The sequence below is a fragment of the Enterobacter cloacae complex sp. SHL018 genome (assembly GCF_049237905.1).
In the GTDB taxonomy this organism is placed as follows: Bacteria; Pseudomonadota; Gammaproteobacteria; order Enterobacterales; family Enterobacteriaceae; genus Enterobacter; species Enterobacter hormaechei_C.
Map to the genome: position 1 here is coordinate 331,149 of NZ_JBMKJE010000001.1, position 12,869 is coordinate 344,017.

Genomic DNA, 12,869 nt, shown 5'->3' on the forward strand with positions numbered 1-12,869 from the left:
CCTTACCCGGCCTACAAAAACCAGGAACGTAGGCCGGGTAAGCGCAGCGCCACCCGGCAACAAGGGCTACTTCGTAACGCGATCGTACCAGACCATATCCGCGTTCAGCCCCTGCTGATACCCCTTCACGTTATCGCGCACCACGATCTGGGTTTTGCCCTGGTCAACGAACACATACGGCGAGTTATGCTGTAACTGTTCCTGCATCTTCTTATACAGATCCAGACGTTTTGCCGGATCCGGCTCGGCAACCGCCGCCAGCGTAGCGTTGTTCAGCTCCGGAATTTTCCAGCCGTTAAGCCCGGCCACGGTGCTGGATTTCCCGTCATTCCATGCGAAGGCGCTGGCGTTGGAGTGCGCATCGAAGTAGTCCGGGATCCACAGACGTATGGCCGCCTGATGCTGTTTCGCACGCACGCGGGCGTACACCTGGCTACCCGCCGCGGGCAGCAGATCCACCTTCACGCCGCCCTGAGCGAAGCTCGCCTGCATGGATTGCGCGATGGTGATGAACGGCGGTTTATTCTCTACGTCCAGCGTGAAATGCGCGTCTTTGATGCCCGCCCTGGCGAGGATCGCTTTTGCTTTTGCCGGGTCAAACGTGAACGGATTGTCCTCCAGCGCGCCCGGCAGGCCGACCGGCAGGAAGCTCTGATGAACAAAATACTGGCCTTTCAGCAGGTCCTTGGTGATGCCTTCATAATCCACCAGCCAGCGCGAGGCTTCCCAGAACGCTGGATTATTCAGCAGCGGGTTAGCGCTGTTGCCGGTGTTAAACACCAGATAGTTTTGCTCGGCAGAAGGGATGCTCAGCACCTTCACGCCCGGCTTGCCGCTGAGGGCGCTTATCTGGTCTGCACCCAGATCGCGCGCCACGTCCGCATCACCCTGCTGGATCAGCAGGCGGCGGGAAGCGGGATCGGGGACGTTTTTAATGATGATGCTTTTAAGCTTCGGCGCGCCGCCGGGCGCGGATTCGTTGGCTTCCAGCACGATGGCCTGATGCGGCTGGTAAACGCGCATTTTGAACGCGCCGCTGCCCGCAGAGTGCATTTTTAACCACGCGTTGCCGAAGTCGTTATCCTTCACGTTCGCCGCAACCTGCTTTTCATCGACGATGGAGGCAATCGGCGTGGAGAGTATATTCAGCGCTACCGACGGGCTGACGTCCGCCGTCCAGCGAAGCGTGAGGGTATGGTCGTCCACTTTCTTCAGCTGGCTGGCGATGTTGCTGGCGTCCCAGCCCAGTACGTTGAGGATAAACGCCGGGGATTTGTTCAGCGTCACGGCGCGGGTATATGAGAAGATCACATCTTCCGGGCGCAGCGGGTTCCCGGAGGCAAATTTTGCATCGGGCTTAAGTTTGATGGTCAGGGTTTTTGCTGCCGCGTCCGCTTCCCAGCTTTCGGCCAGAACCGGGGTGATTTTTTCCGGGTTATCGCGGTCCGGCTGTACCAGACGCTGATACAAACTCGGTACGGTCTGGATGCTGGAAAGTTCGTTGGCTTCGGCCGGGTCAAGGCTCACGATATCATCCAGACCCTGGGCGACAACCAGCGTGTTGGGCGGGGTAGCGGCGTGAGCAGCGCTTGAGAGCGCAGCCAGCACCAGTAACGGCAGCAGTTTTTTATTCATAGCGATCCCTGAAGAAAATATATTGTGATTGTTTTATGCACCGTTACGGTAGGCTGGCTGAGGATTTCCTCAAAGTCGAAATTCTGCTTTGCTTATGCCCTCCGGGAATAACGCATTCGGTCTGGTTATGAGTCACCTCTCTTTTCGTTCGCTTTTTAACCTGCTATAACAAACTCCTTACCTTTCAGGGAGTCACCGCCGTGCCCGAAATCAATCAACATGGTCAAACCGTAAATGATATTGTCCCGGACTGGAAATGCGCCCGCGCGTTAACCCGTACCCTGCTCACCGGGCGGTATTGCCGCCTGGAGCCGCTGGATGCTGACCGCCATTCGGCTGATTTGTTTGAAGCCTATGCGCTGGGTGACGACAGCGACTGGACGTGGCTTGCCAGCACCCAGCCTGTGAGCGTTGAGGCCACTGCGCACTGGGTGCTGGGAAAGGTGCTGGATGACGACCTGGTGCCCTTTGCCGTTATCGATCTGCGCACCGAAAAGGCGGTAGGGCTGGTCAGCTATATGGCGATAGAACGCTTTCAGGGCTCGGTTGAGATCGGCCACGTCACCTGGTCGCGCAGAATGAAGGGCACCCGCGTGGGTACCGAAGCGGTGTGGCTGCTGCTGAAAAATGCCTTTGAGCATCAATATCGCCGGCTGGAGTGGAAGTGCGATTCGATGAACATCGCCTCACGCAACGCGGCGGAGCGGCTGGGGTTTGTCTGGGAAGGGCGCCTGCGCCAGAAGCTGGTGCGTAAAGGACGCAACCGCGACAGCGATATGCTTTCGATTATTGACGGCGAATGGCCGCAGCGCGATGCAGAGCTGCGCGCCTGGCTGGCGGCGGAGAATTTTGACGGGGAAGGACGGCAGGTTAAGCGGCTTGAAGCATTTCGGCAATAATTTCCCCTCACCCTAACCCTCTCCCAGAGGGAGAGGGGACGATGACACCCTCTCCCTTTGGGAGAGGGCCGGGGTGAGGGGAGAAGTTCGCACTCAGCGGCGAACCGGCGCCCCATCCGCCACATAATACGCCGCCGTGCTCTTCGCCAGCGGCTCGCGCCCGCGAATGGCGTCGGCAATCTTTTCGCCAATCATGATGGTGGTGGCGTTCAGGTTGCCGGTGATAATCTGCGGCATAATCGACGCATCCACTACGCGTAACCCTTCCAGCCCGTGAACCCGGCCTTCGCCGTCAACCACCGCCATTTCGTCGTAGCCCATTTTGCAGGTGCCGCACGGGTGGAAGGCGGTTTCGGCGTGGTTGCGCACGAACTCGTCCAGCTGTTCGTCGGTCTGGCATTCGATGCCCGGGCTGATTTCACGACCGCGATACTTGTCCAGCGCAGGCTGGTGCATGATCTCTCGGGTGATGCGGATCGCGTCGCGGAACTCCTGCCAGTCCTGCTCGTGGGACATGTAGTTGAACAGGATCGCCGGATGCTGGTGCGGATCGCGCGACTTGATGCGCACGTGGCCGCGGCTCGGCGAGCGCATGGAGCCAACGTGGCACTGGAAGCCATGTTCTTTCACCGCGTTCGAGCCGTTGTAGTTAATCGCCACCGGCAGGAAGTGATACTGAATGTTTGGCCACTCGAACTCCTCGCGGCTGCGGATAAATCCGCCCGCTTCGAAGTGGTTGCTCGCGCCCACGCCTGTGCCGCCAAACAGCCACTCCGCGCCAATCTTCGGCTGGTTCCACCATTGCAGGGCAGGGTAGAGTGAGACCGGCTCCTTACATTCATACTGAAGGTACATCTCCAGGTGATCCTGCAAGTTTTCACCCACCCCGGGTAAATCATGTACCAGCGGGATATCAAACTGCTTCAGCAGTTCAGCGTTGCCCACGCCGGAGCGCTGGAGGATCTGCGGAGACGCGATGGCGCCCGCGCACAGCAGCACCTCTTTCTTCGCCGTCGCTTTTGACGGAATGGTGCTTTCGCCTTCCAGCCACTCGACGCCCACCGCGCGCTTGCCGTCAAAGATAATGTGATCGGTCATGGCGTGGGTGCGGATGGTCAGATTCGGGCGCGGTTTGGCCTGGTCCAGATAGCCGCGCGCGGTGCTGGCGCGTCGGCCCTGCGGCGTGACCGTACGGTCCATCGGGCCAAAGCCTTCCTGCTGATAGCCGTTAAGGTCGTCGGTGCGCGGGTAGCCCGCCTGCACGCCCGCCTCTACCATCGCTTCAAACAGTGGGTTCACGCCCGGCTTAGAGGTGGTGACGCTCACCGGACCGTCGCCGCCGTGGTAGTCGTTCGGCCCCACGTCGCGGGTCTCTGCCTTGCGGTAGTAGGGCAGGCAGTTGAGGTAGCTCCAGTGCTCCAGACCCGGTTCTTTCGCCCAGTTGTCCAGATCCATCGCGTTGCCGCGCACGTAGCACATGCCGTTGATCAGCGACGAGCCGCCCAGCCCTTTACCTCGTCCGCACTCCATGCGGCGGTTGTTCATGAAAGGCTCTGGCTCGGTTTCATACGCCCAGTTGTAGCGCTTGCCCTGCAACGGGAAGGCCAGCGCGGCAGGCATCTGGGTGCGGAAGTCAAAGCGGTAGTCCGGCCCGCCCGCCTCAAGCAGCAGGACGGTGGTGTTCGGATCTTCAGTCAGTCGTGTTGCCAGTACGTTGCCGGCAGAGCCGGCTCCGATAATGATGTAGTCAAATTGCAAATAAACCTCCCGGTTAAAATATGGACTGGAATTTACCCATCTCAACCTGGATGGACTTCACCTGGGTGTAACTCTGTAGCGTCATCACGCCGTTCTCACGGCCAATGCCGGAGTGTTTGTAGCCACCGACCGGCATCTCTGCGGCGGATTCACCCCAGGTGTTGATCCAGCAGATGCCCGCTTCGAGCTGATGAATAGCACCGTGGGCGCGGTTCAGATCGGCGGTGACGATGCCCGCCGCCAGACCGTAGTCGGTATCATTGGCGCGGCGAATGGCCTCTTCGTCAGTGTCATAGGTAAGAATGGACATCACCGGGCCGAAGATCTCTTCGCGCACGATGGTCATTTCGTCGGTGCAGTCGGTGAACACGGTCGGGGCCACCCACGCGCCGTTGTCAAAGCCGTCACCCTTCAGCACGTCGCCGCCGCACAGCACGCGCGCGCCTTCCTCTTTGCCTTTGGCGATGTAGCGCAGCACGCTGTCGCGGTGCGGGAAGCTGACCATCGGGCCAAAGTTGGTGTTTTCATCGAACAGGTCGCCCGCGCGGATGCGGCCCACGCGCTCAACGATTTTTTGCTCAAACGCGGCTTTGACCTTCGCGGGCACGAACACGCGGGTGCCGTTGGTGCACACCTGACCGGAGCTGAAGAAGTTCGCCATCATGGCGATATCTGCCGCGAGATCCAGATCCGCGTCGTCAAACACTATCAGCGGAGATTTACCGCCCAGCTCCATCGTCACCTCTTTCAGGGACGAGGCCGCCGAGTTCGCCATCACCTTTTTGCCGCTGGCCACGCCACCGGTGAAGGAGACTTTGGCGATGCCCGGATGCTCGGTCAGGAACTGGCCGGTCTCTGCGCCCACGCCCGGCAGGACGTTAAACACGCCGTCCGGAACGCCCGCTTCGGTGTAGATCTCCGCCAGTTTCAGGGCGGTAAGCGGCGTCACTTCGCTCGGCTTGAAGATCATCGCGTTGCCCGCCGCCAGCGCCGGGGCAGATTTCCACAGGGCGATCTGGATCGGGTAGTTCCACGCGCCGATGCCCGCCACCACGCCCAGCGGCTCGCGGCGGGTGTAAACGAACGAGGTGTCGCGCAGCGGGATCTGGCTGCCTTCCAGCGCCGGGATCAGCCCCGCGTAGTACTCCAGCACGTCCGCGCCGGTAACGATGTCGACGGTCGAGGTTTCGGAATACGCTTTACCGGTGTCGAGGGTTTCCAGCGTTGCCAGCTCGTCGTTGCGCTCGCGCAGGATATCGACGGCGCGACGCAGGATGCGCGAGCGCTCCATGGCGGTCATCGCCGCCCAGATCTTCTGCCCGCGCTGTGCGCTTTCCACGGCGCGGTCCACATCTTCGTGCCCGGCGGCCTGCACGGTTGCCAGAACTTCACCGTTCGCCGGGTTGATGGTCTCGAAGGTGCGACCGCTGGTGGCGGATGTATAACCACCATTGATATAAAGCTGCTGTTCTGCCATTCGGGACATAAATTCTCCTCGGTTAATCGGTCGGTAAATGCTGGCTGATAAAGTGGCTGGTGAGCGACTGGGCCAGGGTTTTATCCAGCGGTTTGCCGCTGAGCGCAGCGCGCAGCCATAGCCCGTCAATCAGTGCGGCAAGCCCGTAGCCCGCCTCTTCAGCCTGTTCACGCGGCAGCTCGCGGCGGAACTCGTACACCAGGTTTGAGAGCAATCGGCGGCTGCTGACCTGCTGCAAACGGTAGAGCATCGGCTGATGCATGCTGCTGGCCCAGAAGGCCAGCCAGGCCTTCATCGCCGCGCCGCTGATCTGGGTTTCATCAAAATTGCCGCCGACAATCGCCTGCAATCGCTGCTCTGCGCTGCCGTCCGGCAGGGCGCGTAAACGGCTTAATACCGCGTCGCGCAGCTGACCGGTGATGTCACGCATGGTCGCTTCCAGCAGACCGTTTTTATCTTTGAAATAGTGGCTGATGATCCCCGTGGACACGCCCGCCCGACGGGCGATTTGCGCGATGGTTGCGTCATGCATTCCCACTTCATTAATTGCTTCCAGCGTGGCATCGATTAGCTGCCTGCGCCGGATCGGCTGCATCCCCACTTTGGGCATTTTTGCCACTCCATTCATCAGCGTTGGTTAACTATTAAAGCGGTTTTTGATTGGACGTTCAATATAAAATGTGTCTTAATTGTTGCGTATTTGGATTTCAATAGTTACAAAAACAGTGGGGATACTGGATGACAGACCTTTCACAGGACAGAGAAAAAGACAAAATCAACCCGGTCGTTTTTTATACGTCCGCCGGGCTGATTTTGTTGTTTTCCCTGACGACCATTTTCTTTCGTGATTTTTCTGCCGAGTGGATTGGGCGCACCCTGAACTGGGTGTCGAAGACCTTCGGCTGGTACTATCTGCTGGCCGCGACGCTCTATATCGTCTTCGTGGTCTGCATTGCCTGCTCGCGCTTCGGTTCGGTGAAGCTCGGGCCAGAGCAGTCTAAGCCCGAGTTCAGCCTGCTGAGCTGGGCCGCAATGCTGTTTGCCGCCGGCATCGGCATCGACCTGATGTTCTTCTCCGTGGCGGAACCGGTCACGCAGTATATGCAGCCGCCGGAAGGGGCAGGGCAGACGATGGAGGCTGCGCGCCAGGCGATGGTCTGGACGCTCTTCCACTACGGCCTGACGGGCTGGTCGATGTACGCCCTGATGGGCATGGCGCTCGGATACTTTAGCTATCGTTATAATTTGCCCCTTACCATCCGCTCCGCGCTGTACCCGATTTTCGGCAAAAAGATCAACGGCCCTATTGGGCACACGGTAGACATCGCGGCGGTGATCGGCACCATCTTTGGTATCGCGACAACGCTCGGAATTGGCGTGGTGCAGCTTAACTACGGGCTGAGCGTGCTGTTTGACATCCCGGATTCGATGGCGGCGAAGGCGGCGCTGATTGCGCTGTCGGTGATTATCGCCACCATCTCGGTGACCTCCGGCGTGGATAAAGGGATTCGCGTGCTCTCCGAGCTGAACGTCGCGCTGGCGCTGGGGCTGATCCTGTTCGTGCTGTTTATGGGCGACACCTCGTTCCTGCTGAATGCGTTAGTGCTGAACGTAGGTGATTACGTAAATCGCTTTATGGGCATGACGCTGAACAGCTTCGCCTTTGACCGTCCGACAGAGTGGATGAACAACTGGACGCTCTTCTTCTGGGCGTGGTGGGTGGCGTGGTCGCCGTTTGTCGGCCTGTTCCTGGCGCGTATTTCGCGTGGGCGCACCATCCGTCAGTTCGTGATGGGCACGCTGATCATCCCGTTCACCTTTACCCTGCTGTGGCTGTCGATTTTCGGCAACAGCGCGCTGCACGAGATCATCCACGGCAATGCGACTTTTGCCCAGGAAGCGATGGCGCACCCGGAGCGCGGCTTCTACAGCCTGCTGGCGCAGTATCCGGCGTTTACCTTTAGCGCGTCCGTAGCGACCATTACCGGCCTGCTGTTCTACGTCACCTCGGCGGACTCCGGCGCGCTGGTGCTGGGGAACTTCACCTCGAAGCTCAAGGACATTAACAGCGACGCGCCGAACTGGCTGCGCATCTTCTGGTCCGTCGCCATCGGCCTGCTGACGCTCGGCATGCTGATGACCAACGGTATCTCGGCGTTGCAGAACACCACGGTGATCATGGGCCTGCCGTTCAGCTTCGTGATCTTCTTCGTGATGGCCGGGCTGTATAAATCGCTTAAGGTGGAAGACTACCGCCGCGTCAGCGCCAGCCGCGACACCGCCCCGCGTCCGCTGGGCGCGCAGGACAGGCTGAGCTGGAAGAAACGCCTCTCGCGCCTGATGAACTACCCCGGCACGCGCTACACCAGCCAGATGATGGAGACGGTGTGCTTCCCGGCGATGGAAGAGGTGGCGCAGGAGCTGCGCCTGCGCGGTGCCTACGTGGAGCTGAAAAACCTGCCCCCGGAAGAGGGCGAAAATCTGGGGCACCTGGATCTGCTGGTGCACATGGGCGACGAGCAGAACTTTGTCTATCAAATCTGGCCGCAGCAGTATTCGGTGCCCGGGTTTACCTACCGGGCGCGCAGCGGGAAGTCGACCTACTACCGGCTGGAGACCTTCCTGCTGGAGGGCAGCCAGGGGAATGATTTGATGGATTACAGCAAGGAGCAGGTGATCACGGACATTCTGGATCAGTATGAACGGCACCTGAACTTTATCCATCTGCACAGGGAAGCGCCGGGGAATAGCGTGATGTTTCCGGATGTTTAAATGATGACAAACCCCTGTCGTTAACAATCCAGCCATCTTTCTTGCCGGGTGGCGCTGCGCTTACCCGGCCTACAAATCTGCTTTACCGTAGGCCTGATAAGCGAAGCGTCATCAGGCACGCCCTTCATTGACACAACTTTAATGATAATTATTTTCATTTAAATATAGCCTATGCTATACCTTATAGTACAGGCTAATTTTGCTTTGAATTTAATCACCTCAGGAGACTTCTGCGATGCATCCACGGCAAGGATTGAAGCGTTTGTTGCTCGGCGCGCTGCTCATGACCGCGACCACGACCGGCGCGCTGGCGGCTGAAAAGTTCCAGGTCATCACCACTTTTACCGTTATCGCTGATATGGCGAAAAACGTGGCGGGGGATGCCGCAGAGGTCACCTCCATCACCAAACCGGGCGCGGAAATTCACGAATACCAGCCCACCCCGGGCGATATCAAACGCGCGCAGAAGGCACAGCTGATCCTGGCGAACGGCATGAATCTGGAGCTGTGGTTCCAGCGCTTTTATCAGCATCTGAACGGCGTGCCGGAGGTGATTGTCACCAAAGGCATCACCCCGATGGGCATCAGCGAAGGGCCCTATAACGGCAAGCCCAATCCGCACGCGTGGATGTCGCCGGACAACGCCCTGATTTACGTCGATAACATCCGCGACGCGCTGGTGAAGTACGATCCGGCCAACGCACAGACCTATCAGCGCAATGCGGAAGCCTACAAGCATAAGATCAACGCCACTCTCGAACCGCTGCGCAAGCAGGTCGCGGAGATCCCGGAAGACAAGCGCTGGATGGTAACCAGCGAAGGGGCGTTCTCCTATCTGGCGCGGGATTTGGGCCTGAAGGAGCTTTACCTGTGGCCGATCAACGCCGATCAGCAGGGCACGCCCCAGCAGGTGCGCAAGGTTATCGATCTGGTGAAAAAACATCACATTCCGGCGGTGTTTAGCGAAAGCACGGTCTCGGATAAGCCCGCCCGTCAGGTGGCGCGTGAAACCGGCGCCCACTATGGCGGCGTGCTGTACGTCGACTCTCTGAGCGCGGAAAACGGCCCGGTGCCGACCTATATCGATCTGCTGAACGTCACCACCCGCACGCTGGTGCAGGGCATCCGTGACGGCATGAAGGAGTAACCATGCACGAGGGGATTGTTGTAACCGACGTGACCGTGACCTACCGCAACGGCCACACGGCGCTGCGCGACGCATCATTCAGCGTGCCGGGCGGATCGATTGCCGCCCTGGTGGGGGTGAACGGTTCCGGCAAGTCCACGCTGTTTAAGGCGGTGATGGGGTTTGTGCGGGCGGCGAGCGGCACTATCTCCATTCTGGGGCTGCCGCCTCACCGGGCGCTGCGTCAGAACCTGGTCGCCTACGTGCCGCAGTCGGAAGAGGTCGACTGGTCGTTTCCGGTGCTCGTCGAGGACGTGGTGATGATGGGCCGCTACGGGCATATGGGGTTTCTGCGTCGTCCCAAAGAATGCGATAAGCAGATCGTCACCGACGCCCTGAAGCGTGTAGATATGCTCGAGCTGCGCCATCGGCAGATTGGCGAGCTGTCCGGCGGGCAGAAGAAGCGCGTGTTTCTGGCCCGTGCGATTGCCCAGCAGGGCGAGGTGATCCTGCTCGACGAGCCGTTTACCGGCGTGGACGTCAAAACCGAAGCCAGGATCATCAGCCTGCTGCGGGAGCTGCGCGACGAGGGCAAAACGATGCTGGTCTCGACCCATAACCTGGGCTCGGTCACGGAATTCTGCGATTACACGGTGATGGTCAAAGGCACCGTGCTGGCGAGCGGCCCGACGGAAACCACCTTTACCGCCGAGAATCTCGAGCGCGCCTTTAGCGGCGTGCTGCGCCACGTGGTGCTCAGCGGCTCGGAAGATCGCATTATTACCGACGACGAACGCCCCTTCGTCACGCACCGTCAGGAGGCCAAATGAACGTGCTTCTCGAACCCTTCGGCTACGAGTACATGCTCAACGCGATGTGGGTCTCGGCGATGGTGGGCGGGCTATGCGCGTTTCTCTCCTGCTATCTGATGCTCAAAGGCTGGTCGCTGATCGGCGATGCACTGTCGCACTCCATCGTGCCGGGCGTAGCGGGGGCCTACATGCTCGGGCTGCCGTTCTCGCTGGGGGCGTTCCTGTCGGGCGGGCTGGCGGCGGGCAGCATGCTGTTTCTCAACCAGCGCAGCCGCCTGAAGGAGGACGCCATTATCGGGCTGATCTTCTCCTCGTTTTTCGGGCTGGGGCTGTTTATGGTCTCGCTCAACCCGACCTCGGTGAACATTCAGACCATCGTCCTCGGCAATATTCTGGCTATCGCCCCGGAAGATATCGTCCAGCTGGCGATTATCGGCGTGGTGTCGATAGTTATCCTGCTGTTCAAATGGAAAGATCTGATGGTGACCTTTTTTGATGAGAACCACGCCCGCGCCATCGGCCTGCGTCCTGAACGCCTGAAAATTCTCTTCTTCACGCTGCTGGCGGTCTCTACCGTGGCGGCGCTGCAAACCGTCGGCGCATTTCTGGTGATCTGTCTGGTGGTCACGCCCGGCGCGACCGCGTGGCTGCTGACCGACCGCTTCCCGCGCCTGCTGATGATTGCCGTCGCCATTGGCAGCATCACCAGCTTCCTCGGCGCGTGGGCCAGCTATTACCTGGACGGCGCCACCGGCGGCATTATCGTCGTGGCCCAGACACTGCTGTTCCTGCTGGCGTTCGTCTTTGCGCCGAAGCACGGACTGCTTGCCAGCCGACGTCGGGCGCGGGAGGCACACCCATGTTGACGCTGCTTCTCGAACCGTTCCAGTTTGCGTTTATGAACAACGCGCTGCTGATTTCACTCCTGGTGGCCGTGCCCTGCGCGCTGCTGTCGGTTTTTCTGGTGCTGAAAGGCTGGGCGCTAATGGGCGACGCCATGAGCCACGCGGTGTTTCCCGGCGTCGTGCTGGCCTGGATGATGGGCCTGCCGCTGGCGCTGGGCGCGTTCGTGGCCGGTCTTTTCTGCGCGGTCGCCACCGGATATCTGAAGGATAACAGTCGCATCAAACAGGATACGGTCATGGGGATCGTCTTTTCCGGCATGTTCGGCGCCGGGCTGATCCTCTATATCGCCGTCAAACCTGAGGTGCATCTCGACCACATTCTGTTCGGCGATATGTTGGGTATTAACGGGATGGACATTCTGCAAAGCGGTCTCGTCGCGGGGCTGATTGCGCTGGTGATTGGCCTGAAGTGGCGCGATTTTCTGCTGTTCTGCTTTGACTATCAGCAGGCGCAGGCGAGTGGCCTGCGCACCCGCTGGCTGCACTACGGCTTACTGTGCATGGTTTCGCTGACCATCGTTGCGACGCTGAAAGCGGTGGGGATCATTCTGTCGATTTCCCTGCTGATTGCGCCCGGCGCCGTGGCGGTGTTGATTACCCGACGCTTTCACATGGCGCTGCTGGTGGCGGTCGCCGTTTCAGCGCTGGTGTCGGTAAGCGGCGTTTATGCCTCGTTTTATCTCGACAGCGCGCCTGCGCCGACCATTGTGGTCCTGTTCGCGATGGTGTTTATCGTGACGTTTGTGGTGACCAGCGTGAAGGCTCGTCGCCAGGAGCGTGTGACAGCAGGGTGATGACCTGTTCACCGTGCTGCTGCCAGTGCAGGCGGAAGGCGGTGCCTTCTTCAAAGCCTGCCAGTTGACGGGTCAACGCCAGCGTGAGCGTCTTATCGTCGAGAATGGTAACGCGGGCGCTGTCAAAACCCATCCAGGCTTGTACCTGCGGAAAGAGGGCCTTAAACAGGCTCTCTTTGGCGCTGAAGACCAGCGTCAGGGCGAGGGCGAACGGGTATCCCTGGCGGGAAAGCACAGGTTCTTCCTGCGTATCAATAATGCCGTCTTTGATTTCCCTGGCTTCGTTTTCGAAGAGGATCGTTTCACAATCGATGCCGATAAGCGCCGGGTATTGCGTGACGACGGCTATCGCCTGCGTGCCGCTGTGGGTGATGCTGCCGGAAATACCTTGCGGCCAGAGCGGTTCCCCGCTGGGGCCGATGGCGGGCATGGTGTGGTCAGGTAAGGCGTGCGCGGCGGCGATGCGGCCTGCCAGGTGGTCGGCCTTGCGTTTGCGTCCGGCGTCAGCAAGCTGCGCGTGATGGGGGAGCCAGAGGAGATCGGCGTCGGTAAAGGTGGCGGGGTCGAAAGTGATGCGGTGGAGGGTGTGGCCGGCGAGAGAAAATGTGCTGTGGGTGGTGTGCATGGTTTTCCCTTCAGTATTGTGCGGCCTGATGCCCTCACCCCGGCCCTCTCCCATGGGGAGAGGGGG

11 protein-coding genes are annotated in these 12,869 nt (G+C 59.8%); 6 read left to right on the plus strand and 5 right to left on the minus strand.

Annotated features, from left to right (window positions below):
* Positions 1 to 66: 66 nt before the first annotated feature.
* Positions 67 to 1,635, minus strand: coding sequence for an ABC transporter substrate-binding protein (locus tag ACOTY5_RS01710; protein WP_045142670.1), 1,569 nt, complete (start codon positions 1,633 to 1,635; stop codon positions 67 to 69).
* Between the two features lie 200 nt (positions 1,636 to 1,835).
* Here ACOTY5_RS01710 and ACOTY5_RS01715 point away from each other — a divergent pair, with 200 nt between their 5' ends.
* Entirely contained in the window at positions 1,836 to 2,534 is a 699-nt protein-coding gene (locus tag ACOTY5_RS01715) for a GNAT family N-acetyltransferase (RefSeq protein WP_045142671.1), read from the plus strand.
* Between the two features lie 93 nt (positions 2,535 to 2,627).
* On the opposite strand, the gene betA is transcribed toward ACOTY5_RS01715, so the two are convergent.
* From betA to betI, 3 genes are read right to left on the minus strand one after another with little or no spacing between them, the layout of a single operon-like run.
* Positions 2,628 to 4,292 carry a choline dehydrogenase gene (gene betA, locus ACOTY5_RS01720; RefSeq protein ID WP_023303251.1) on the minus strand — a complete coding sequence of 555 codons (1,665 nt, stop codon included), beginning with the start codon at positions 4,290 to 4,292 and terminating at the stop codon, positions 2,628 to 2,630.
* 13 nt (positions 4,293 to 4,305) lie between these two features.
* A complete protein-coding gene (gene betB, locus ACOTY5_RS01725; protein ID WP_045142672.1) occupies positions 4,306 to 5,778 on the minus strand; it encodes a betaine-aldehyde dehydrogenase in 1,473 nt (490 codons plus the stop codon).
* Between the two features lie 13 nt (positions 5,779 to 5,791).
* Positions 5,792 to 6,379 (minus strand): transcriptional regulator BetI, encoded by a 588-nt coding sequence (gene betI, locus ACOTY5_RS01730; protein WP_017382531.1) that lies wholly within the window; start codon positions 6,377 to 6,379, stop codon positions 5,792 to 5,794.
* Between the two features lie 128 nt (positions 6,380 to 6,507).
* Here betI and betT point away from each other — a divergent pair, with 128 nt between their 5' ends.
* The 5 genes from betT to ACOTY5_RS01755 all read left to right on the plus strand — a co-directional run bounded on the left by betT (position 6,508) and on the right by ACOTY5_RS01755 (position 12,178).
* Complete coding sequence (betT, locus tag ACOTY5_RS01735; RefSeq protein WP_045142673.1) at positions 6,508 to 8,541, plus strand: choline BCCT transporter BetT; 2,034 nt, start codon at positions 6,508 to 6,510, stop codon at positions 8,539 to 8,541.
* 235 nt (positions 8,542 to 8,776) lie between these two features.
* A complete protein-coding gene (sitA, locus tag ACOTY5_RS01740) occupies positions 8,777 to 9,688 on the plus strand; it encodes an iron/manganese ABC transporter substrate-binding protein SitA (protein WP_062933920.1) in 912 nt (303 codons plus the stop codon).
* Positions 9,689 to 9,690: 2 nt separating this feature from the next.
* The gene (sitB, locus tag ACOTY5_RS01745) at positions 9,691 to 10,497 is read left to right on the plus strand and encodes an iron/manganese ABC transporter ATP-binding protein SitB (protein WP_017382524.1); all 807 of its coding nucleotides are present in this window, start codon (positions 9,691 to 9,693) and stop codon (positions 10,495 to 10,497) included.
* Positions 10,494 to 11,345 (plus strand): iron/manganese ABC transporter permease subunit SitC, encoded by an 852-nt coding sequence (gene sitC, locus ACOTY5_RS01750; RefSeq protein WP_015571185.1) that lies wholly within the window; start codon positions 10,494 to 10,496, stop codon positions 11,343 to 11,345. Before sitB ends, sitC begins: the two co-directional genes overlap by 4 nt.
* Positions 11,339 to 12,178 (plus strand): metal ABC transporter permease, encoded by an 840-nt coding sequence (locus ACOTY5_RS01755; RefSeq protein WP_017382522.1) that lies wholly within the window; start codon positions 11,339 to 11,341, stop codon positions 12,176 to 12,178. The genes sitC and ACOTY5_RS01755 overlap by 7 nt, the downstream gene beginning before the upstream one ends.
* On the opposite strand, the gene entD is transcribed toward ACOTY5_RS01755, so the two are convergent.
* The gene (gene entD / locus ACOTY5_RS01760) at positions 12,114 to 12,803 is read right to left on the minus strand and encodes an enterobactin synthase subunit EntD (protein WP_045142675.1); all 690 of its coding nucleotides are present in this window, start codon (positions 12,801 to 12,803) and stop codon (positions 12,114 to 12,116) included. The genes ACOTY5_RS01755 and entD overlap by 65 nt on opposite strands.
* Positions 12,804 to 12,869 lie beyond the last annotated feature (66 nt).

What these genes read in the sequence shown, in the direction of transcription:
- sitA (WP_062933920.1), top strand. Translation starts at nt 8,777, where the DNA reads ATGCATCCACGGCAAGGATTGAAGCGTTTGTTGCTCGGCGCGCTGCTC.
- betB (WP_045142672.1), bottom strand. Translation starts at nt 5,778, where the DNA reads ATGTCCCGAATGGCAGAACAGCAGCTTTATATCAATGGTGGTTATACA.
- sitC (WP_015571185.1), top strand. Translation starts at nt 10,494, where the DNA reads ATGAACGTGCTTCTCGAACCCTTCGGCTACGAGTACATGCTCAACGCG.
- sitB (WP_017382524.1), top strand. Translation starts at nt 9,691, where the DNA reads ATGCACGAGGGGATTGTTGTAACCGACGTGACCGTGACCTACCGCAAC.
- entD (WP_045142675.1), bottom strand. Translation starts at nt 12,803, where the DNA reads ATGCACACCACCCACAGCACATTTTCTCTCGCCGGCCACACCCTCCAC.
- ACOTY5_RS01755 (WP_017382522.1), top strand. Translation starts at nt 11,339, where the DNA reads ATGTTGACGCTGCTTCTCGAACCGTTCCAGTTTGCGTTTATGAACAAC.
- ACOTY5_RS01710 (WP_045142670.1), bottom strand. Translation starts at nt 1,635, where the DNA reads ATGAATAAAAAACTGCTGCCGTTACTGGTGCTGGCTGCGCTCTCAAGC.
- betI (WP_017382531.1), bottom strand. Translation starts at nt 6,379, where the DNA reads ATGCCCAAAGTGGGGATGCAGCCGATCCGGCGCAGGCAGCTAATCGAT.
- betT (WP_045142673.1), top strand. Translation starts at nt 6,508, where the DNA reads ATGACAGACCTTTCACAGGACAGAGAAAAAGACAAAATCAACCCGGTC.